This is a genomic window from Phaeodactylibacter luteus (genome assembly GCF_007993045.1).
GTDB classification, from domain to species: domain Bacteria; phylum Bacteroidota; class Bacteroidia; order Chitinophagales; family Saprospiraceae; genus Phaeodactylibacter; species Phaeodactylibacter luteus.
Genome location: NZ_VOOR01000046.1, coordinates 1 through 21,196 on the forward strand (window position 1 = coordinate 1; position 21,196 = coordinate 21,196).

General features: G+C 55.8%; 18 protein-coding genes. 8 read left to right on the forward strand and 10 right to left on the reverse strand.

What is annotated here, in order from left to right; translation table 11 throughout:
* Positions 1 to 475 precede the first annotated feature (475 nt).
* The gene (locus tag FRY97_RS17420) at positions 476 to 664 is read right to left on the reverse strand and encodes a hypothetical protein (RefSeq protein WP_147168848.1); all 189 of its coding nucleotides are present in this window, start codon (positions 662 to 664) and stop codon (positions 476 to 478) included.
* Positions 665 to 816: 152 nt separating this feature from the next.
* Between FRY97_RS17420 and FRY97_RS17425 the strand changes: the two genes are divergently transcribed.
* From FRY97_RS17425 to FRY97_RS17435, 3 genes are all read left to right on the forward strand, one after another.
* Positions 817 to 2,118: an aspartate aminotransferase family protein gene (locus FRY97_RS17425; RefSeq protein ID WP_147168849.1), complete on the forward strand. Its 1,302-nt coding sequence runs from the start codon at positions 817 to 819 to the stop codon at positions 2,116 to 2,118.
* 35 nt (positions 2,119 to 2,153) lie between these two features.
* Positions 2,154 to 3,539 carry an HTTM domain-containing protein gene (locus FRY97_RS17430; protein ID WP_147168850.1) on the forward strand — a complete coding sequence of 462 codons (1,386 nt, stop codon included), beginning with the start codon at positions 2,154 to 2,156 and terminating at the stop codon, positions 3,537 to 3,539.
* A 79-nt stretch (positions 3,540 to 3,618) separates the two neighbouring features.
* A complete protein-coding gene (locus tag FRY97_RS17435) occupies positions 3,619 to 4,035 on the forward strand; it encodes a 6-phosphogluconate dehydrogenase (RefSeq protein WP_147168851.1) in 417 nt (138 codons plus the stop codon).
* Between the two features lie 137 nt (positions 4,036 to 4,172).
* Here FRY97_RS17435 and FRY97_RS17440 read toward each other — a convergent pair whose 3' ends face one another.
* Complete coding sequence (locus FRY97_RS17440; RefSeq protein WP_147168852.1) at positions 4,173 to 5,078, reverse strand: DMT family transporter; 906 nt, start codon at positions 5,076 to 5,078, stop codon at positions 4,173 to 4,175.
* A gap of 86 nt (positions 5,079 to 5,164) precedes the next feature.
* Here FRY97_RS17440 and FRY97_RS17445 point away from each other — a divergent pair, with 86 nt between their 5' ends.
* Positions 5,165 to 5,707, forward strand: a complete 543-nt coding sequence (locus FRY97_RS17445; RefSeq protein ID WP_246141797.1) for a YkgJ family cysteine cluster protein — start codon at positions 5,165 to 5,167, stop codon at positions 5,705 to 5,707.
* Positions 5,708 to 5,897: 190 nt separating this feature from the next.
* Here FRY97_RS17445 and FRY97_RS17450 read toward each other — a convergent pair whose 3' ends face one another.
* The gene (locus FRY97_RS17450; protein ID WP_246141799.1) at positions 5,898 to 6,566 is read right to left on the reverse strand and encodes a hypothetical protein; all 669 of its coding nucleotides are present in this window, start codon (positions 6,564 to 6,566) and stop codon (positions 5,898 to 5,900) included.
* 389 nt (positions 6,567 to 6,955) lie between these two features.
* Between FRY97_RS17450 and FRY97_RS17455 the strand changes: the two genes are divergently transcribed.
* On the forward strand, positions 6,956 to 7,999 hold the full coding sequence (locus FRY97_RS17455) for a helix-turn-helix domain-containing protein (protein ID WP_147168854.1): 1,044 nt from the start codon (positions 6,956 to 6,958) through the stop codon (positions 7,997 to 7,999).
* A 190-nt stretch (positions 8,000 to 8,189) separates the two neighbouring features.
* Here the strand turns inward: FRY97_RS17455 and FRY97_RS17460 are convergent, their stop codons facing one another.
* Positions 8,190 to 8,486 carry an SCP2 sterol-binding domain-containing protein gene (locus FRY97_RS17460; RefSeq protein WP_147168855.1) on the reverse strand — a complete coding sequence of 99 codons (297 nt, stop codon included), beginning with the start codon at positions 8,484 to 8,486 and terminating at the stop codon, positions 8,190 to 8,192.
* A 139-nt stretch (positions 8,487 to 8,625) separates the two neighbouring features.
* A complete protein-coding gene (locus tag FRY97_RS17465) occupies positions 8,626 to 10,548 on the reverse strand; it encodes a S9 family peptidase (RefSeq protein WP_147168856.1) in 1,923 nt (640 codons plus the stop codon).
* A 204-nt stretch (positions 10,549 to 10,752) separates the two neighbouring features.
* Here FRY97_RS17465 and FRY97_RS17470 point away from each other — a divergent pair, with 204 nt between their 5' ends.
* A complete protein-coding gene (locus FRY97_RS17470; protein ID WP_147168857.1) occupies positions 10,753 to 11,367 on the forward strand; it encodes a NifU family protein in 615 nt (204 codons plus the stop codon).
* A 65-nt stretch (positions 11,368 to 11,432) separates the two neighbouring features.
* On the opposite strand, the gene FRY97_RS17475 is transcribed toward FRY97_RS17470, so the two are convergent.
* From FRY97_RS17475 to trkA, 4 genes are all read right to left on the reverse strand, one after another.
* On the reverse strand, positions 11,433 to 12,464 hold the full coding sequence (locus tag FRY97_RS17475) for a S66 peptidase family protein (protein WP_246141801.1): 1,032 nt from the start codon (positions 12,462 to 12,464) through the stop codon (positions 11,433 to 11,435).
* Between the two features lie 96 nt (positions 12,465 to 12,560).
* Entirely contained in the window at positions 12,561 to 13,265 is a 705-nt protein-coding gene (gene msrA / locus FRY97_RS17480; protein WP_147168858.1) for a peptide-methionine (S)-S-oxide reductase MsrA, read from the reverse strand.
* 291 nt (positions 13,266 to 13,556) lie between these two features.
* Complete coding sequence (locus tag FRY97_RS17485) at positions 13,557 to 15,008, reverse strand: TrkH family potassium uptake protein (RefSeq protein WP_147168859.1); 1,452 nt, start codon at positions 15,006 to 15,008, stop codon at positions 13,557 to 13,559.
* A gap of 28 nt (positions 15,009 to 15,036) precedes the next feature.
* Positions 15,037 to 16,377: a Trk system potassium transporter TrkA gene (gene trkA / locus FRY97_RS17490; protein ID WP_147168860.1), complete on the reverse strand. Its 1,341-nt coding sequence runs from the start codon at positions 16,375 to 16,377 to the stop codon at positions 15,037 to 15,039.
* Positions 16,378 to 16,591: 214 nt separating this feature from the next.
* Between trkA and FRY97_RS17495 the strand changes: the two genes are divergently transcribed.
* A complete protein-coding gene (locus tag FRY97_RS17495) occupies positions 16,592 to 17,059 on the forward strand; it encodes a low molecular weight protein-tyrosine-phosphatase (protein WP_147168861.1) in 468 nt (155 codons plus the stop codon).
* Here the strand turns inward: FRY97_RS17495 and FRY97_RS17500 are convergent.
* Entirely contained in the window at positions 17,056 to 17,943 is an 888-nt protein-coding gene (locus tag FRY97_RS17500) for a MerR family transcriptional regulator (protein WP_147168862.1), read from the reverse strand. The genes FRY97_RS17495 and FRY97_RS17500 overlap by 4 nt on opposite strands.
* A gap of 333 nt (positions 17,944 to 18,276) precedes the next feature.
* Between FRY97_RS17500 and FRY97_RS17505 the strand changes: the two genes are divergently transcribed.
* On the forward strand, positions 18,277 to 21,144 hold the full coding sequence (locus tag FRY97_RS17505; protein ID WP_147168863.1) for a T9SS type A sorting domain-containing protein: 2,868 nt from the start codon (positions 18,277 to 18,279) through the stop codon (positions 21,142 to 21,144).
* The last annotated feature ends 52 nt before the right edge of the window (positions 21,145 to 21,196 follow it).

The window sequence follows — 21,196 nt, forward strand, 5'->3', positions numbered from 1 at the left end:
AATAAAACACAAAAAACAATCCTAGAATGATTTAAAGATGAAAAGAGAGCTTCTTTATAACCGTAAACATTCAATCAGCCAAGGATAGCGCCCTCTGTCCAGCGGCCACTAGGCGCTTTTTAACACTCTAGCAAGAGATCATGCAAACCACCTGACCACAGGTTTTTCTCCAGCAAATGCACCGAAGACGCGCCTTGCAAATCGCTGCCTAGGCTCGAAGACAACAGAGATACATTGCAGCTGCAAAAGCATAATTTCCAAAGCTCAAGTGCCAGTAACAGCGAGTTGCACAGCGCCTGTTAAAAAGGGCAGCACTAGCATAACGCATAGTATCGAACGTCTCGCTAATCTAGACATTAAGCCTCAACTCGGCCGCCTTGAGGGCGCTGCTCTTTTGGTACTTTTGGAGCGCCAAAAGTACAGAAAGCTTGAACTCAGCTCCATCTCAGCCAAACCTAGAAGCTCAAGTTTGGCACTAAAATGTTTCATACTTCAGAAACTGAACACCCGGCAAAAAATAAGCCCCATCTATCAGCACCCCCTCCAGCAGCTGCCGCAGCTCGCCTATAGGCCGCTGCCCCTCGCAGTGGAGCACTGCTCTCCCGTAAAGCTTATAATTGCCCGCATCGCGGTACAAATAAGCCACTTCAACCTGTTTGCTCATCTTCTTGTGTTTTCCCGACGGAGCTGCCCCCGTTCAGCTTTTACTGCAAGATACGCCCCCTTCCTCTAATTTGATTATCTTGGGTACACCGCCCGGTGCGGCTGCCCAAACCGCAGCCGCACCGGGCGGCCGATACCGACAACTACTGCGATATGGAACAGCAACCGAACGCCATACCCGGCACAGATGCCCTGATCCGCTACTGCGGCACTTTCACCCCCCTGCTGGCGGAGCGGGCGGAGGGCAGCTACGTCTACACTACCGATGGGCGGGCCATTCTTGATTTCACCTCCGGCCAGATGTGCTCCGTTTTCGGCCACAACCACCCTGATATCGTGGCTGCACTGCAGCGGGCTGGAGATCAGCCCATCCACCTTCTCAGCGCCATGCTCTCCCCGGCGGTGCTCGAGCTCTGTCAGCAGCTGGCCGCCCTGTTGCCAGAAGGGCTCGACCGCTGCTTGTTGCTGAATACCGGCTCGGAGTCGAACGAAGCAGCCCTGCGCATGGCCAAGCTGTCATCTGGCGGATTTGAAGTCATTGGCTTTGCCGGCTCCTGGCACGGCATGACCGCCGGCGCACAATCCTACACCTACTCCCTCACCCGGCGGGGCTACGGCCCGGCCATGCCCGGCAGCTTGATGATCCCCCCGCCCTATGCCTACCGCTGCCCGGTACAACACTGCAAGGGCACTTGCGACCATACCTGCCTCGAAGCTGGCATGCAGCTGTGCGATCAGCAATCAGTAGGAGCTTATGCTGCGCTCATTGCTGAGCCCGTGCTGAGCGCAGCAGGCATTATAACACTGACGCCGGGCTACGTGGCCCGCCTGCGGGAGCTGTGCGACGAGCGGGGCCTTTACCTTATTTTTGATGAAGCCCAGACCGCCTTTGGGCGTACCGGGCACAACTTTGCTTTTGAAGCGTATGAAGTGCAGCCCGACCTGCTCACGCTCTCCAAAACACTGGGCGGGGGGCTGCCGCTTGCGGCTACCATCAGCAGCCGGGAAATAGAGGAGGACTGCTATGAAAAAGGCTTCATGTACGTGACCTCCCATGTTTCAGACCCCCTGCCCGCTGCGGTAGGCCTGGCTACGCTCAACATCCTCCTGCGGGATGAGATGGCGGCCAGGGCCCGGGAAATGGGCACTTACCTGAAAGCTGCCCTCTTGGAGCTGCAGGAGCGGCACGAGTGCATAGGCGACATTCGAGGGGCGGGGCTCCTGCTGGGGCTGGAAGTCGTGGCCGACCGGCATACCCGGGCCCCTTCCCCTGAGCTGGGCAGCCGCATAGCCGACCGCTGCCTCGAGCTCGGGCTGAGCATGAATATTGTCCGCATAAAAGGCTACGCCGGGGTGTTCCGCATTGCACCGCCCCTGACCATCACCCGGGAGGAGATCGACCTGGGCATCAGCATACTCGACCAGGCCATAGCAGAAGCTGTAGCCCAACCCTAAACCGGCCTGCACCATCGCCCAAAGACCTGACCACTGTGCTCAACCGACTGCTTCAGCCTATTGACATCGCTACCCTGGCCGGATTCCGGATCCTCTTTGGCATCCTCGGTTTTGCGGATGTACTGGGCACACTGATCTACTACCATTGGATAAAAGGCGCCTATGAACCGGCCGGCTTTCAGTTCAAATACTATGGCTTTGAGTGGGCCCGGCCTTTGTCTGAGCCCTGGATGAGCCTGGCCCTGGCAGGCATTGCAGTCCTGGGCTTACTGGTGGCACTGGGGTGGAACTATACCAAAGTAGCCCCTTTGTTTGCCCTTGGGTTTACCTACACCTTTTTGCTGGAAAAAGCCCACTACCTCAACCACGGCTACCTGTTTTGCTGGATTGCCTGGATCATGCCCTGCCTGCCTGCCCACCGGGAGTGGTCTTGGGATGCCCGGCACCGGCCGGGGCTGAGGGCAGCCCTGGCACCGGCTTGGGCTACTGGCCTGCTCGCCTTCCTCATGGGCGTGGTCTATTTTTTTGGCGGCATCGCCAAGCTCAACCCCGACTGGCTGCAAGCCGTGCCCCTCAAACAATGGATCAGTTACCGCAGCGGGCTGCCCCTCATTGGGCCCTTGCTGGACTGGGAGCCTACAGCCTGGTTTATGGCGTATGGCGGGCTGCTGCTCGACTTGACCGTGGTGCTTTTTCTGCTGTACCGCCCTCCCCGGTTGTGGGCCTTTGGGGCCGTCTTGTTTTTCCACTCTATCAACCTGCTGGTCTTCAACATCGGCATATTCCCGTTCCTCTCCGTTGCCCTCACCGCCTTGTATTTCCCCCCATCCTTCCCGAGAAGAGGGCTGGCGTGGCTGGGGCTGCGCTGGGGCTGGCTGGCCCGGCAGCAGGCCAAATGGGCAGCTCTGCCAGACAATGGGGCTGAGGCGGCAGGGTACTGGCAGTTCAGGCAAAGGTATGCCCCTTACATCCTCGCCGGGCTCACGAGCATTGCCCTGGCCCACCTCGCCTTGCCGCTACGGCACCACCTTCTGCCCGGGGATGTCGCCTGGACAGAGGAAGGGCACCGTTATGCCTGGCGGATGATGCTGCGGTCAAAAACCGGGGCTGGCCACTTTGAAGTCGTGCTGCCTGACGGAGGGAAGGAAAAAGTACGCCCGGCCGACTACTTGTCCCACCGGCAAGAGCGGAAGCTGTATACCCATCCCGACATGATTTTGCAGTTTGCCCATTTTCTGCGGGACGAGTATGCGGCCCAAGGCGATACGGTGGCAGTGTATGCCCATATCAATTGCAGGCTCAACTATCGCCCGCATTGCCCATATATCGACCCCGAGGCCGACCTGGCAAGTGCAACGTGGTCTTTTTGGGCGCCCAGCCCCTGGATTCTGCCCGAGGCTGATCATTCAGCCGGTGATTGAGCCGGGGGCATTTCTGAGCAGTGCCAGGTTTTGATACTTCGGCCAGAATAGCAGATATTGGGGCAACAAAACCAGAGCAATGAGCGAATTCAAACAAGTGGTAAAAGCGGGCACAGGCAAGGTCTTTTCTTGGATCAAGCGCTTTTTCCTCGTCCTCTCCCTCCTGGGCCTCGTGATCGGGGGCGGCTACCTGTGGGTATGCAACTGGACCTACAGCAGCGGTACCCGGGCCGGCACCCTGATCAAAATTTCCCGTAAGGGGGTCGTCTTCAAGACCTACGAAGGGCAGCTCAACCTGGGCGGATTCCGGGAAAATGCAGACGACGGCATTTCTGGCAACATCTGGGAGTTTTCCGTTTGGGAAGAGGAGGTGTACCGGGAGCTGCAAAATTACGAGGGCAGGCAGGTGAAGCTGCACTACCGGGAAAAGTACAAGAGCATGCCTTGGCAAGGGGACAGCAATTACTTTATAGAAAAAGTGGAGCCCGTGAAATAGGCCGCTGCCTGGCTGCGTGAGCAACACGGAAGGTGAGGCGGAGCCGAAGTGCGCAGCACCGAACCGCAGGGTGAGCCTGTAGTACTGCGGCCCGGTGTGCAGAGGGCTTGCAGGGGCCGGGCACGCCCTAATGCCCCTTAACGCTTGACCAGATAGACACCGCTGAGGATGAGCGCCATGCCCCCCAAGTGGACGAGGGTAATGGCTTCGCCGTCGGCTGCGCCCCAGCCGAGGGCGACGATGGGGACGATGTAGCTGATCATGGAGGCGAATACCGGGGTAGTCCATTGGACCAGCTGGAAGAAGATGATGGAGGCCAGTACGGTGCCGAACAGGCTGAGCAGGGCGATGTACCCCAGGGCAGCCCAGGCTTGTGGGGCATGGCTCAGGGTAGCTGCAAAATCGGTGGTGAACAGGTAGGCGATGGCGGGGAGCCCGACCATGCAGAAGGAGGCGGCGCTGATGGTCAGCGAGCTCATGTCTTTAAGGTACTTGCCTACCGTATTGGAGCTGATGGCATAACAAATGCACCCGACGAGCACAAGGAGGCCGTACCAGGGGTTGCCAGATATGCCTGCGGATCTGCCGAGCACGATGAGCAGTGCCGCGCCAGCCAGCCCAATGAGCACGCCCGCGACTTTGGCCCACGCTGCCGGGGCGCTGAACAGGAGCATGCCGAGCAGGAGGGTGAACAGGGGCGTGAGGGAGTTGAGCACCCCCGCCATGGAGCTGCTGATCTCCGTTTGCGCTATAGAGAACATAAAGGCCGGGATGGCAGTGCCGGTAAGCCCGACGAGCAATAAGAAGCGCCAGCGGGACCAGTCTACCCGCCGAAGGCGGTAGAGCAGGAAGGGGGCGAAGGCCAATGCTGAGATGGAAAGGCGCAAGCAGGCCACCTGTGTGCTGGAGTAGACCTCCAGCCCGCGCTTGATGAGGATGTAGGAGCTGCCCCAGATCAGGCTGAGCACGATGAGGATGGCCCAGCTGCGCCAGTCGGGGGCTTGTGAGGTTAAGGTGGCGGAAGGGGTACGGCTTGCGTTCAAAATTTACAATCTTTGCAGGGCTAAACGATGGTGCTGCTGCCCCCAGGGAGGGGGAGATGCGCAGCAAGTCTTATGTCAAACCTTTTTTGCAAGCCAAAGTTTCAACCCTGATGCCGGAAGAACAGCTGCCCGATATGCCGACCCGACTGCAACACCTGCCGCAGCGGGCTAAAGACGAGAAAAAAGCCAATAAAAAGTACTTCCGGAAGCTGCGGCAGAAAAAGCCCCGGGAGCTTGATGCCACAGTGGCAGCCCTGCATGAGGAGGTCTTTGCCGATACCGATTGCCTGGCCTGCGCGAACTGCTGCAAGTCGGCCAGCCCTATTTTCCGGGACCGGGATGTGGAGCGCCTCGCCAGCCACCTGCGGATGAGGCCAGCCGAATTTGTGCACGAGTACCTGCGTATGGACGAGGAAGGCGATTATGTCTTGAAAGCCAAGCCTTGCCCCTTCCTGGGGCCAGACAACTACTGCTCCGTGTACGAGCACCGGCCTAAGGCTTGCAGAGCATACCCGCATACCGACCACAAGGGCTTCCATCAGATCCTGGACCTGACCTTGCGCAACACCGCCATTTGCCCGGCTGCATTCGAGGTCGTCAGGCGGCTGAGAGAAGCCCTTCCGGTATAAACGCTTGTTGGGGCTTTAGCAAGCGGGCCATCCCGCTGGACAGCGGGGCACTTTTTTGCTTATGCCCCGTTTCGAAAATCCTTCCCGCTTTTGTGCATAAAAAGCGGGACTTGGCCAAACTCCGGTTTTCGTGCCTTGCCTAACCCAAAGCTGCAAGTTTTCGCCTATAAGGCCAAAACCAGACCGGCTTTTAATAGTGCCTTGGTGACGGGCTGCGCGCAGGCTCTACCCCGCCGATATAATATTGCAGCCCAATGGAAAAGTCGAACTGATTGGTCCGGGAGATGGTCTGCCGTTGTACGCCCCCAATATCGGTATCAAACTTGCTGCGGGCGTAGTTGTACTTCAGCAAGGCTTCTATGCCAATGGCACTGCCAGAAAAAATGGTAAAACCAGGGCCTACCCCCATTGCCATGATGTTGGTATTGATGCGCTGCACCTCTGAGCCCAAGACCAAATTATCAGAGGCGTTGCCAAAACCAAAGTTGCCCTCGAGGAAGAAGGCCATATCCTGAGCTACCGGCACATAATAGCGCACAAAGGGGCCAAAGAGCAGGTCACTGTCCTTATTGGTATCGCCCTCATTGCGCTCCACACGGTTGAAGGTGTAATCCATGCCCAGGCCCAGCGCCAGGTGGTCTACCAGGAAATAGCCCATAGAAGGGGAAATGCTCAGCTGAGTGGACACCGGGTTTTCGGTAGCGATATCGGCCGCCCCATCCTCTTGGGTCACTTTGGAGTGGGCCGAGGAAAAGCCCAAGGTAGTGCCGATGATAAAATTGCCCTGCTCAGTATACTGCCCAAAGAGCAGCGCGGGGAAAAGCCCCATCAAAATCCAAAGAACAGTCTGCTTTTTCATAGGTATTCGTTTTTACTGCTTCCGCATAAGCCAAAACTACAGGAAACGCTGCCAGATGGGCAGGGGCATCCGTCATGCAGCCTGCTAATAATTGTCACTGCACGGCAAAGGGCGCAGGCCCGGTTGCTATTTTTTTTGGGGGGCTCCCCTCGCCCGGTGGCTCGGGGCGCTACGCTCCGGGGCTCGCTATCCGCTCGGCCCTGCGGGCTTGCCACCCCGCCGCATCGCTAGCCCGGGCGAAGCAGGCAGCGCTTGCCCCGTACCGGCGCATTTTGGCCCAGGCTCCTGACAGGCCAGCCCACAGCAGCTGATTTGCACGTACGGCCCATGCTTTTCCTCGGCAGAATTTATTATATTTTGCCCACTGCAACTTAGCTTCAACAATCATTATGCCTACTTACCCTGCCCCTATCCTATCTGGTATCGCCCTTGGCATTGCCCTGCTTTCAGCCAGCCTCCTGCTCCTGTACCGGGCCCGCCGCCACCCCGCTTCCGCTTTTCTGCTGCTGGCATTAGCCGTACAGGCCCTATACGCTATGGTATCGCTGGCCGGCCTTTCTTCCCCCTATTGGCTGTTTGCCCTGAGCGCCCCCCTCTTCGGGCATCACCTGCAGGCCATGCTCGGGCGGGCTGTACAGCCGGGCTTCTGGACAGCCTACCTGCCTGCTTTAGGGCTCTGGGCTGCATTATTTGCCAGCGGCCACTGGCAGGAGCCCATGCCAGCAGCGTGGGCATTAGGGCTGCATGGCTCAGTGTTGGCCTATCTGCTGTGGCAATGGTCGGCCCTGCGGGACAGGCGCAAGGCCATTAGCACGGTGAGCAGTCAGCGGCCAGAAGTCAAAATCCTGCGGGCGCAGATCCTCCTAGGCACCTGGTGTGCTTTTCTAGCTGCCGCTGCCTTCCTCCAATACACAGGGAGCCTGGACGACATCCGCATCTTCTCTGCCATTACAGGGGCGGCTGTCACGCTCGGGCTGGCGGGTGTTGCCGTCAGCACAGAAGTGCCGCTCCGCCCGCTTTCGGCCGAAGAGGAAGCGCTTGTCGGTGAGCTGGCCAGTCAGGGGCCCCCTGAGGCAGAGCAAGTGCGCAGACACGCGGGCTTGTTCAAAACCATAGATGCGCAATTGCAAACGGGCCGCCTCTATTTAGATGGGGGGCTGACGTTGCCCAAGCTCGCCCAACTGATGGGGCGCCCGCCCCGCGAGGTGGCAGCGGCTATACACCATGTAGGCGGGCAGACCTTCTTCGACTACATCAACAGCTACCGGGCGCTGCACGCACAGCGGCTGATCGATCAGGGGGAGCGCAATGTGGCCGAAGTATACCGGCAGAGCAGCATCGCTTCTTACCAGACTTTTGTACGTTCATTCCAACGGCTCACCGGCCTGCCCCCAGCCCAGTATGAGCGGCGGGCAGCAAGGGCACACAAATAACAAGCCAGGCCAACTGCTGTCAACCTGGCTTGTTGCCCACGGCCTATGCCTGCTACAATTTAGAGCGTGTTGGGACTTTGGTAATCGGGCTATCCCGCTAGATAGGGGGACATTTTTTCGCTTATGCTTCGCCCCGAAACTCTGGCTAAACTCCGGTTTTCGACTAGAAGGCCAAAATCCAAACACACTCTTATGCAATCAGGGAAGGCAGCTTCATGGCCAGCCCCATATCCCCTTTGATTTTCACTTTGCCAGTCATTACCGCAGACATGGCGTTGATATCCCCTTTGCGGATACCGTCCAACGTCTCCAGGCTGGTAATGATGGTACAATCGGCTTCCTTGTCCTCGTTGGTCACCACAGCTTCATCTCCAGTGAGGTCTATATGGACTGGCCCCTGATCGAACATAAACTTGATAGATTTGCCAAGGCTGGGCGCTTTGGCGGCAGTCTTGTTAAACTGCGCAGTAATGTCTGCTAGTGTCATGGCGATATTTTTTATACAAGTTCTGTGCAAAGGTATTGAAATCCGGGCGGACTTCAGGGGCTATCCCTCGGCGGGCGGCCTCCCGGGCAGCCGCTATGGTTTGCTCCATATAGCACTCAGGCCGTGCTTCCATTTCATTTCAGGCTTTCATGTGCTTGGCCAGGAAGCCCAGCATAGCGTGATAAAATTCGAAACGGTTTTCTTCGTTGGCAAAGCCATGCCCTTCGTTGTACTTCACCAAGTAAGGCACATCGATGCCCCTTCCCCGGAGGGAGCGCACAATCTGATCGGACTCGTCGATATTAACGCGGGGGTCATTGGCGCCCTGTACGACAAATAGGGGCGTTCTGATGCGCTCGATATGGAACACCGGAGAGCCAGCTTCTAAGAGCGCCTTATCGTGCTCGGGGTGGCCTACCATTTCATAGAGCATATCGAGGTAAGGTTTCCAATAAGGCGGGATGGTCTCCATAAAAGTGAACAAGTTGGAGACGCCGACATAATCTACAGCGCAGGCGTACAGGCCTGGCGTGAAGGCAATTCCCGCCAAGGTAGCATATCCACCGTAGCTGGCCCCGTAGATTGCGACCCTGCCGGCATCGGCCACCCCAGCCTCGATCAGCCATTGTACGCCATCGGTGATGTCATTCTGCATATCATGCCCCCACTGTTTGAAGCCTTTCATCCAAAAGGACTTCCCATAGCCTGTACTGCCCCGGTAGTTGGGCTGAAAAACGGCGTAGCCCCGGCTGGCCAACAGCTGAACCTCCGGGTTGTAGCCCCAGCTGTCGCGCACCCATGGGCCTCCGTGAGGATTGACCACCACAGGCAGGCGCCCTTCCTGATGATGGGCGGGCAAAGTCAGGTACCCATGTATGGTTTCCCCGTCCCTGGCCTGATAAGCCACAGGCTTCATGGGGGCCATATCTTCCTCCCTGAGCCAAGGGCTGACCTCCGCGATTGGGGTCAGCCGGCCTTCTGGCCAATCAAACAAGTAGTAGGCGCCAAGGGAGCGGTCGCTGTACGTACGCACCATAAACCGGTCCTCGTCCCGGTTGGCCCCCGTCACGACCACTTCATATCCGGGCAACTGCGCCTCGAGCGCTTCCTGCATTCGAGCGCGGTTTTCGTCAAAGAACTGTACCTGCCGTTTCCAGGTGGTGAAGGCAGCCCCGAGCAGCACCTTGCGCTTGCGGGAGAACAACAAGCTGCCGGCGTCAACCTCAGGGTGGGAAAAGACCGGCGGGCCCACTTCCTGCCCTTTTTCAAAATCAAAACGGACGATCTCGCTGCGGCTGCGGCCAATATCGCTTAGGCAAAAGACAACAGCGCTATTGTCGAAGGCAAAGAAAAGAGGCGAAAGGCTTTCGCGGAAGTCGGTTTCCACAACAGTGCGGAAGGGCTCGCCCTCGTGGCTGCGGTATTGGATATGCTGATTGACCCCGTCTATGGTTTTTATGGCAATGCGCAGCTTGCCATCGTGATCGGTAAGCCAGCCGGTAATAGGCTCCTCGGGGTTGTCATTGGGGGCGAGCTGCTGCAGGTTGCCGGTCTGTATGTTGATGCGGAACGGCTCGAACAGCATGGGGTTGTTGTGGTTCATGCCGATGATGAGCTCGTCCTCCTGCTCGGGGAGGTCATCGATCAAATCAATTTTGACCCCATCAAATGGGGTGAGGTCTATCGCATTGGCCCCGTCTCGGTCGATGGCGAAGAGGCGGAAGTTCTCATCCCCTCCACTATCTTTGATGTAGGCCAAGCGCTGATCGCTAGACCAGAAAAAGCCTGCAATATCCCGTTCAGTTTCGAAAGTGACCTGTACGGCCGGCCCACCATCTGCTGGCTGTACAAAAATATTTTTCCGCCGCTTGTAGGGCGCAGCGTATGCCAGGAAAGTGCCTCCCGGCGAAAGCTGGAAGCCTGTTTGGTCTGGATTGCGGAAAAAGTCTTCAACGGAATAGGCATACTGGCCTTCTTCCCGGCCGATCAGACGCTGAAGGTCTGCCGCAGAACTGGGCAATGAGGGGTCCCCGGGCAAATCCGGGAAATCTTGGTTGGACATGTGTTGAAGGGGTTAGGTTATCAGGGTAGAACACGGGCGTAAAGATAAGCGTCTGTGTGGACTTTGCCAGCCGGGCTATTCCTTGCAAAAAAACAGGGCTTGAGCAAACCTGTAGTGCTGTCAGGTGTTTGGCATTTAGATCCGGTCTAAATCAAGGCCATATCTCTTTAGTATTAATTCTGACACTCAATCCGAAAATATCATATGAGCAATCCCGTCACACAAAGCCCGGTAATGCTATATACAGAGCAGACCCCAAACCCGGAGTCCCTCAAGTTTGTCACCAACCGCATGATTTATAAAGGCACCGCTGACTTCCGGGAGGAGGAGCTTGCGCGCGAGTGGTCTCCGCTGGCCACATCGCTTTTTGAGATGCCTTACGTCAAGAGCGTATACATCTGCAACAACTTTGTCACAGTGACCAAGGAGTTCAACTATGACTGGGCAGACATCATGCTCAAGCTCAAGGAGTACCTCAAGGGCTACATCGCTGAAGGCAAGCCGGTACTGAAGGAGGGCTTTGAGGAAGCGATGGCTAAAATCGAGGAAGAGCGGGGCGCGAGCTATGAGTATACCGAGAATGAAGCGGAGATCATTCAAAAGATCAAGGACATGATCGAGACTTACGTCAAGCCTGCTGTAGAAATGGATGGCGGCAACATCGAGTTCAAATCATGGGACCAGGGCACAGTAGTGCTTTCCATGCAGGGGGCTTGCAGCGGCTGCCCGTCCTCCACAGTCACCTTGAAAGCAGGGATTGAGGGCATGCTCAAGCGCATGATACCAGAAGTCAAAGAGGTGGTAGCCCATATGGACTAACGCTCCTTGCGCCAGCTTTTGCAAACGGGCTTCCGGCACTGGCCGGGAGCCCGTTTGCCGTTGGTTCAGGATACTGCTGTTTCCAGAAGGGTAATGGTACGCCGGCCAGCGTCAAAAGCAGCCCTGATGCCGATGGGGAAGGTACACTGATGGCTGATGTGCCCGAAAGGCAGCCCATAGGCGGAGGGGATTTGGAGCGGCCGGATCTGCTCTGCCAGGGTTTGCTGCAAGGGCAGGGAATCACTCCCGGGCTTCATTTCGCAATCTGCAAAGATGCCGAGGGCCAGCCCGGCTGCTTTGCCCAAAGGCCAGCTTTGCCGGAGCTGAGTCAGCATGCGGTCGAGGCGGTAGGGCGGCTCGCCTATGTCTTCTACGAACACGATAGCCCCTTCCACATCGGGCAGATAGGGTGTGCCGGCCATAGCGGCCAATAAGGACAGGTTGCCCCCCAACAAATGGCCTTCCACCTTCCCCTTCTGATAGGTCTCTGCATAAAAGCCTTCCTCCTGCGAAGCTTCGTTTTCCAGGGAAGGCGGGATGGTGTAAGGGGCTTCGGGCTGCATAAGCACCGCCCTCAGCTGAGCTTCGGTATAGGGGGTCAGCTCAGATGCCCCTACCGGGCCGTGGAATGTCACAAGCCCTGTCATTTGGAAGATAGCCTGGTGCAGGGCCGTGATATCGCTGTAGCCGACCAAGACTTTGGGGTTGGCACGAATGAGGCTGTAATCAATGTGCGGCAGCAATCGGGTGCAGCCGTAGCCGCCACGGGCACACCAAATGGCATCTACACTTTTATCCTCAAACATGGTGTGCAGGTCATCGAGCCGCTGCTGATCGGTACCGGCTACAAAGCCATGTTTAGCCCGGATGTGCCGCCCCATTTTGACCTTGAGCCCAAGCTTCAACAGGTTATCTACTGCGCGCTGCAAAGATTCATCAGCAATATAGCTGCCTGGCGTGATCAGCCCTATTGTATCCCCGGGGCTCAACCGTTTGGGCTTTATACGGGTAGGCGGAAAGCCGGCGATAACGGGGCCGGCAGCGGGGAGCAAGGGCAAAGCAAGGGCTTTGCGGGCAAAAGACCTGCGGTTCATCATAGGGTTGGTTTTTGAATGATGGCGCACCGATGGGCACCAATAAAAACCTTAATTTAAGATTTGCTGGCCAGTCTGCACAGCGCGCAGGTGCAAAGCTTACGGCTTGCGGTATTTGTCTTTCAACAGCTCAGGGTGGGCTTTCATGAACTTCTCGATTTTCGGCATAGAAACCCCTACGACATAAGGCTGATTGGGGTTGTGCACGATGTAGTCCTGATGGTAGCCTTCAGCAGCATAAAAAGTGCCCAAGGGCTTCACCTCCGTCACCACGGGCTTACCGAACCGGCCCGACTCGTCCAATTTTTTGATAAAGGCTTCAGCCGCCTCTTTCTCCGCTTCATTCTGATAGTAAATGCCAGAACGGTATTGCTTGCCCACATCGGGCCCCTGCCGGTTGAGCTGTGTGGGGTCATGCCCGGAGAAGAAAGCCGTGAGCAGGGCGTCATAGCTGACCCGGTCCGCGTCATAATACACGATGACGGCTTCTGCATAATCGGTCACTCCTGAGGCTACTTTTTTATAGGTTGGGCTTGGGGATGTACCGCCAGCGTAGCCGGAGATCGCCTCTTCTACTCCTTCTACCCGCTCAAACACTCCTTCCACACACCAAAAGCACCCGCCAGCGAACACCGCTTTGGACAGCCCAGCCAATGGGGCATCGATTTCAGAGACCGGGGCAACCCCTTCCGGATAGGACAAGGCGCTGCTTTTGCCAGCTGCAGCTTTGCCCCTTGACTGCTGAGAATTGGCACAGCTAAAAACCAGCGTGCTCAACAGTACGAATAAGAATAGACGCTTCATGGTTTTTTATTTGCATTAACAGCCAAACACCTGGGAATGTTATGCCAATATCCAGCTATAATGATACTGCTGTGCGCGGAATGGCCTACAAGCTACATTCACATATGGGCGCAAACCAAAATATTGCAGGCGTTTGTGCATAGCCTGGCATTGGCCTAGCGCTGCGAAGGGGCGGCAGGCCTGATAAGGCCGAGCGGATAGCGAGCCCCGTAGCATAGCGGCACCTGCCCGCTGCCCCCCTCCTTGCGGCAGGGGCAGGCCCCAAAAATCTAGCTGGCGCCCCCTGCATATTTAGTTAGACTTCCAGAAGTAGGGCGTGAAGAGCACCAAGATGGTGAAGAGCTCGAGCCGCCCCAATAACATCAGGAAAGACAAGAACAGCTTAATACCCGGGCTCAGCCAGGCGAAGTTGTCTACCGGCCCTACCTTGCCAATGCCCGGCCCTACGTTGCCCAGGGAGGTTGCAACCGCACCTACGGCGGTCATGAAATCGAGCCCCATGGCCGCTACGATGATAGAGCCGATGACGAACAGGAAGAGATAGAGCAGCAGAAAAATGATGATATGAGTAAGGATGCGCCCGGTCACGACCTGCCCATTGAGCTTGAGCGGGATGACCGCACGGGGGTGCAAAATGCGCTTGAACTCCAGGAAGGAGTTTTTGAAAAAGACCAAATGGCGTACCAGCTTAATGCCGCCGCTGGTTGAGCCGGCACACGCCCCCAAGAACATCAATACGAAGAAGACCATCATCAGGCTATTGCCCCAGGCCGTATAATCAGCCGATACGAACCCGGTGGTCGTGACGATGGAGACAATCTGGAACAAGCTGTCCCGGAAGGATTTTTCCCAGCCCAGTCCAGTATGGTAACGGACGCCGAGAGTCACTATAGCGGTCAGGGCGACCACCAGGAAGAGATAAGCCTTGAACTCGTCGCTCTGCCAGACTTTCCGCAGCCGGCCCTTGAGGCCATAATAAATGACGGTGTAGTTGGTGCCGGCAAGAAACATAAAAAATATGACCGGGTACTGCACCGCAGGGAGGTCGTAGTGGGCCATGCTGGCGTTTTTGGTAGAAAAGCCCCCAGTGGCCATCGTTGTCAGGGCATGATTGAGGGCTTCATAAAAGCTGAGCCCGGCTATCAGCAGGGCACCGGTCAGCAGGATGGTAAGGCCCACGTAGATCTGCCAGAGCCGTTTGGCCGTTTCGCGTATGCGCGGGTGGAGCTTATCAGAAGTAGGGCCCGGGGCTTCTGCCACAAATAGCTCGATGCCGCCAATGCCCAGCAGCGGGAAGATAGCGACGGTCAGCACGATGATCCCCATGCCTCCTATCCATTGGGTGAGGCTGCGCCAGTATAAAATGCCTTCTGGGGCGGCTTCGATATCGGTTAGGACCGATGCCCCTGTTGTCGTCATGCCGGAAACGGTTTCGAAGATAGCCCCAACGATATCAGGGATGACCCCGCTGAGCAGGTAGGGCAGCATGCCAAAGGTGACCATAGCCAGCCAGCCCAAGGCGACGATAAGGTAGCCTTCTCGTTTGCGGATGTTGCGCTCGCCGGGAGACTTCACCAGCCAGAGGGCACCGCCCACGACCACGCAAATGAGCCCGGAATTGAGCAGGGCCCAGAGGTCGCCGCTATCAAAATACAGGGAAAAAGGGATGCCCGTGAACATCAGCCCTCCGATCAGTAAAAGGAGGACCGCAATAACACGGGCGATGGGGCGGAAATTTATCATCTCATTTTCAGATCAAGGGGCACACCGGTTAATGGAATAGCTTTTCTAGCCGCTCTATAGCTTCCGGCAGGGCAAAAACAATGACTTTATCGTTGAGCTGCAGCTGAAACTCCCCATCGGGGATCAGGGCCTCCTCTCCACGGATGACCCCGCCGATAAGCGCGGTTTTCGGGAAGTGGAGCTCTTTCAGCGGTTTGCGCGTCAGTTGGTTTTCCTTGTGGACCAGGTACTCTATCACTTCGGCGTCTACGCCGTGCAGGCTCGTAATGGCCTCCACTTTCCCTTTGCGGATAAAGCGGAAGATGTTGTTGGCAGCGATCAGCTTCTTGTTGATGAGGGTATCTACGCCTATATTTTGAGAAATGTGGATATACTCCTTGTTCTCTACCTGTGCGATAGTCTTTAGGACCCCCCGGTTTTTAGCCGTCAGGCTGGCGATGATATTGGTCTCTGAGTTGCCGGTCAGTGCGATAAAGGCATCCATCCGGCTGAGCCCTTCTTCTTCCAGCAAGTCGATATTGCTGGTATCCCCATTGATGACCAAGGTGTTGTTCAAGCGCTCTGCCATGACCTTGCAGCGCTCCCTGTCTTTTTCGATCACCGTCACATTGTACTCATCTTCCAACCGCTTGGCGGTAGCCATGCCCAGAGGAGACCCCCCGAGTATCATGATGTTGCGCACATTATGTTTTTGCTTGCCCACGAGGTTGGTCAGGCGCTCCATATTGTCGCGCTTGCTGATAAAGTAGACATGATCGCCCCGGCGCAGGATAGTCTTGCCGCGGGGGATAATGGTACGGTGGCCCCTCAGTATGGCAATTGGCCGCAGGTCTACTTCCGTATCCTGTTCACTGATATCAAACAACTGCTGATTGGCTAACGGGCTGTATTCGTCAAGGGTAACACCGATAAGGTTGATCTTTCCCTTTTCGAAGGCGAAGTGGTCTGTGAAAGAAGATTCCCGGATAAGGCGCTGAATCTCTTCGGCAGCAAGCAGCACAGGGGAGATGAGAGAATCCACGCCCAGCTCACGGAACAGCTCCCGCTGAGATTCTGCCAGATATTCTTGGTTGGTCACCCTGGCGATGGTCTGCCGAGCGCCCATTTTCTTGGCCAGGATAGCCGTGACCAAGTTGGTTTTCTCGGAAGTAGTGACGGCCAGGACGAGGCGGGCACGGCCAATATCGGCTTGCTCCAGCACATCTATGGAAGAGCTGTCCCCCTTGAGCGTCATCACGTCAAGGTGGGTAGCGGCATAATCCAGAACTTCCTGATTGGTGTCGACCAAGACGATGTCCTGGTTTTCAAAAGCCAGCAACTCTGCGAGGTGGAAGCCAATGTCCCCTGCACCTGCTATCACAATTTTCATGGTCAGAACTTTTCAATTCCATCTGCCGTTGTTGAAAAGTACAACACTCTTTCAGATGAGCCCCTGGGGCAATGAACTGCAAATATACACCTTGCAGCCTGACCGCGCAGCATTACTGTTACCTTTCCGGCAGCAAATGAAGACAGGGCCGGCAGCCGTTTGCAGCCCTGCCCAAGCTGTGGAAAAGGACAACAAACAACAAAAAGGCGAACTTATGAAACGTGTACTGATGGTCTGCCTGGGCAATATATGCAGGTCACCCCTTGCGCAAGGTATTTTAGAAGCCAAAGCTGCCAGCCAGCACCTTGCTGTGGAGGTAGACTCTGCGGGCACTTCCCACTGGCATGCAGGCGAGAAGCCAGACCCCCGCTCCGTGTACACTGCCGCCCAGCACGGGCTAGACATCTCTGGGCAGCGCGCCCGGCAGTTCACCCCCAATGACTTCAGGAGCTACGACCTCATCCTTGCTATGGACCAATCCAACTATGACGATATCCTTCGGCTGGCACCGGATGAAACAGCACAGAAGAAAGTGAAGAAAATCATGGATTTTGTGCCCGGTGCCCAGGCCGGGAGCAATGTACCGGACCCCTATTGGGACGATGACGGGTTTGAAAAGGTGTACGAAATGCTGGACCAAGCGTGCGAAGGCATTATACGGTCCGTAAGAGGAGAGATTTAAAGATCAAGGCTCCCGAGGAAGTCCATCGTTTGTTGGAGGCTGCGGAGGATACGGATATTTTTTCGGGCATCTACTTTTTGAGCTACCACCTGGTAACCGCTCAACAGCACCTCACAATCGGGAAAGCTCTCTGACAACCGGTCGACGTACTGCTGCAGCGGCTCTTTGGAGAACGTCTCCGTAATCATGGTGAAGATGAAATCCGGCTGATAGATGGTGCAGGCATCGCTAAGGTCGGTGAAAGTAATGTCTTGCCCGATATAAGCCACATGACAGCCTCGGGATTTGAGCAGGTAGTGCATAAACAGCATACTGAGCTCCTGCTTTTCGCCCTCCGGCAGGTAGATGAGAAAACGCCGTGCAGACTTAGCAGCAGGCAGGGCTTCCTTATCGATGGCCACCACAATTTTTTGGCGGATGAGATAGCTCATAAAGTTTTCCTGTACCGGATTGATGGAGCCGGTCAGCCAAAGGACACTGAGCTTATCGAGGAAAGGGTAGATGATCTCCATCATTGTACGCTCGAAGCCCAGCTGCTGAATATTAGTGCTGACGATGCGGTCGAATTTGTATTCATCCATTTCGATCATGGAGATCGTGAGGGCATCGAGCTGTGTGCCGTATTCGAAGTTGATTTCGGAGATGGCCGCCACTTTTTCGGCGATCTCCTCCCGGCTCATTTTGGCAATTTTAGAGATTTTTATGCCATTTTTGTTGAGCAGCGCGATATTGAGGATGAATTTCAGGTCTTCATCCAAATAATACCGGATATTGGTTTTTGTGCGTTTAGGGTGGATGATGTCATAGCGCTGTTCCCACACCCTGAGGGTGTGCGCTTTGATGCCCGAAAGCTTTTCCAAGTCTTTAATTGAATAAACAGCCACCGCACAATTTATTTTAAATCAACCTGTTACACATTTACAATCTATTACTTAGAGTACAGGAGATTTGTTCACGGTTTTAACAGCCGGCCAATGAAAAGGTTTAAATAAAATCATTTTCGGATAATTGTGCGGTTGTACGTAGATTTGGCGTCTAGGTGACGAGCCGCTAGGGCGAGGTTACCGAATTTTTCATTAATTTTAGCATCAAAGATAAACAAGCAGCACAGGGTTCAGCGGTCCTGCTTTTTTTATTCCGCTGAGTGCTCCTCCTGCTGCATTCACGCTGCTGGCGCTCTGTCGCAGCTTTTAAACACAAAGGTTAAAAAAGCAACTATGAAGTGGAGTTTTACCCTGCGCCCTATTTTGTTCACCCTGCTCTGTATCGCAGCGCTCAGTAATGCCCGGGCACAGACCTCCTGTGAGTATACCCTGGTCATGGAAGACAGCTTCGGTGACGGTTGGAACGGCTGTGCACTGAACATTACCATTGGTGGCACGACCACCACTTATGCACTGGACAACATCAACGACAACGGGCAGTCTCTCACTGTCGGCATCCCGGTGACAGATGGAGACGACATCACCCTCGAGTTTATAGAAGGGGCATTCATCTTTGAGGTATCCTATACCTTGATCGATGCCGAGTTCAACGTCGTATTTGAAGATGGCCTGGCCGGGGGCGCCCCTGCTACCGGGGTTGTCTTCGAAGGCACAGCGAGCTGCCCTTCCTGCCCACCGCCTATCACTTCTGCTGTAGATATCGAGAATATCCGTGCTTTCCGTGCCGACCTCAGCTGGGTCCCTTCCGACCCTGCCGGCGAGACCATCATCGAGTACGGCCCTGCCGGGTTCGTTTTGGGCGAAGGCACCAACCTCATGGCTGGCGGCGCAACGACCACGCTGCTCAACCTTGAAGAGAACACAGCCTATGATGTTTATCTCTTGGCCGCCTGCTCCAACGGGGATACAAGCCTTGCCATAGGCCCTTACGCTTTCGCTACGCCCTACGCTAATGATGTAGGTGTTGCGGACATCCTCTCCCCTACGACCGACTGCAACCTGGGCTTTATCGACAGCATTTCGCTCATGATCAGCAACTACGGCGGCGCGCCTCAGAGCCTCATCCCATTCAATTTTTCTGTTAACGGCATCCCCGGGGGCGTAAATATGCCCACCGATGGGGTATACGCTGGCGTAATCGGCACGGACAGCACTGAGTTCGCAGAATTTGATGCAGGCTACGACCTCAGCGAACCGGGCGAGTACCTTTTCGAAATCTGGACAGACCTGCTCAATGACAGCGTACGCACCAACGATACCACGCGCCTGCTCGTAGTGAGCATCCCTGAAGTGGCCGAGTTCCCCTACTACGACACTTACGAAGAGTGGGGCGGCGGCTGGACCGTTGAGCAGAGCGGCAATGGCCTGCCCTCTTGGGAGTACGGCATGCCTGCTGGCACCATCATCAATAGTGCAGTGAGCGGCAGCAACGCTTGGGTGACCAACTTGGGCGGTACGTACAACAATAGTGAGATATCTTACCTCGTTTCTCCCTGCCTCGATTTCAGCAGCCTCAATGAAGACCCCCGTATTGCCTTCTTCATGAACTTCGATTCTGAATCCTGCTGTGACGAAGCTTGGGTGGAGCTCTCTGTAGATGGAGGCGAAACTTGGGAAAAAGTAGGCGCAGCAGAGACTGGCGTGAACTGGTACAACGATGCGGCCAACCAATGGTGGGACGGCACAGCTGGATTTGAGGGCTGGTCGTATGTACAGAACATCCTTACCGGTGCCGCCGGGCAGGCAGAAGCCCGGGTCCGTTTCGTATTTTCCTCAGACGGCTCTGTTGTCCGGGAAGGGATTGGCCTGGACAATATGCTCATCGGGCCTACCCTTGATGACGATATGGCGGCCTCTGCTCTGGCTAACAATTCGCTCAACCCCTGCGGCGATTCTACTGACTTGGTCACCTTTACCGTGCGCAACGTTGGCGATGCCCCTCAACAAAATATCGGCGTGGCTTACCAAGTTAATGGCGGGCCCGTGGTGATGGAGACGACAGGAGATCAGATCATCTTCCCGGGTGCTGAGTTCGAGTACACCTTCAACCAAAGCTTCAACTCCTCTACGCCTGGTTTGTACGTAGTGCGTGCGTGGTCTATGCTGGACGGCGACGGCTTTATTGCCAATGATACCACTACTTTTGTTTACCGCACTGCTTTCGACCTGCCTTACCGCGAAGACTTCGAAGCGGGCGGCATACCCGATGGCTGGGCTACAAGCACTAATGTTGCAGTCTCCAATGGGCACAACAACAGCTCTTTCGCCATACATGCCAACCTGTGGTCTTTCAGCAATACCATGAGCATAGAGCTGCCTGTCCTTGGCCCGGTACAAGCCAATGACACCCTCCGCTTTGATTACCGCTTTGTAGACTACTTTGCGGGGACGAACCCTACCGCGATCACAGAAGCAGATTCTCTGGTTGCGGAAATCTCACTGGACTGCGGCTTGACTTACGAGCCCGTACTGGCCATCAGTGTGGACAACCACACGCCCGCTGTAGAAATGGCCACTGTAGAAATACCGCTCGCAGACAGCCTGGCCGGCGAGTACATGCGCCTCCGCCTTCGTGGTGTATGGGGTGCAGGGGACTACTGGCTGGACATTGACAACATCAACGTGCGCCGCTGTGGCTCGCTTGAGCTGGATGCTGATATCACAGGGGCTACCGGAGAAAACAATGCTGACGGTGTAGTAGAAATCCTGACTGGCGCAGGGGAAGGCCCTTACACCTTTGAGTGGACGAGCGGCGACTCTACCCGCGTGGTGAACACCCTGCTGCCCGGGCAGTATCTGGTGACGGTCACTGATGGCTATGGCTGCCAAGACCTCATCGCTGTGACGGTGGACATCGAAGTGAGCACAGCCGACCTAGACCAAATCGGGCAGGTGCGCCTTTCCCCCAACCCGGCTACAGACTTGGCCAACCTGGAAATTGCGTTCAACCGCCCAACGGATGCACGCATTCAGGTGATCAATACCATGGGGCAGCTCATGGCAGAGCGTTTGGTCGATCAGGCTTATCAGGAAACTTATCAACTTGACCTGAGCAATTATGATAGCGGCATGTATTTTGTACGCATATTCGCTGAGGGCCAAGTCAAAACGCTGAAATTGATCAAAGCGGGCGGGTACTAAGAGTGTGTTGGAATTTTGGTCTTCTAGTCGAAAACTAGCAATTTTTTGCTGT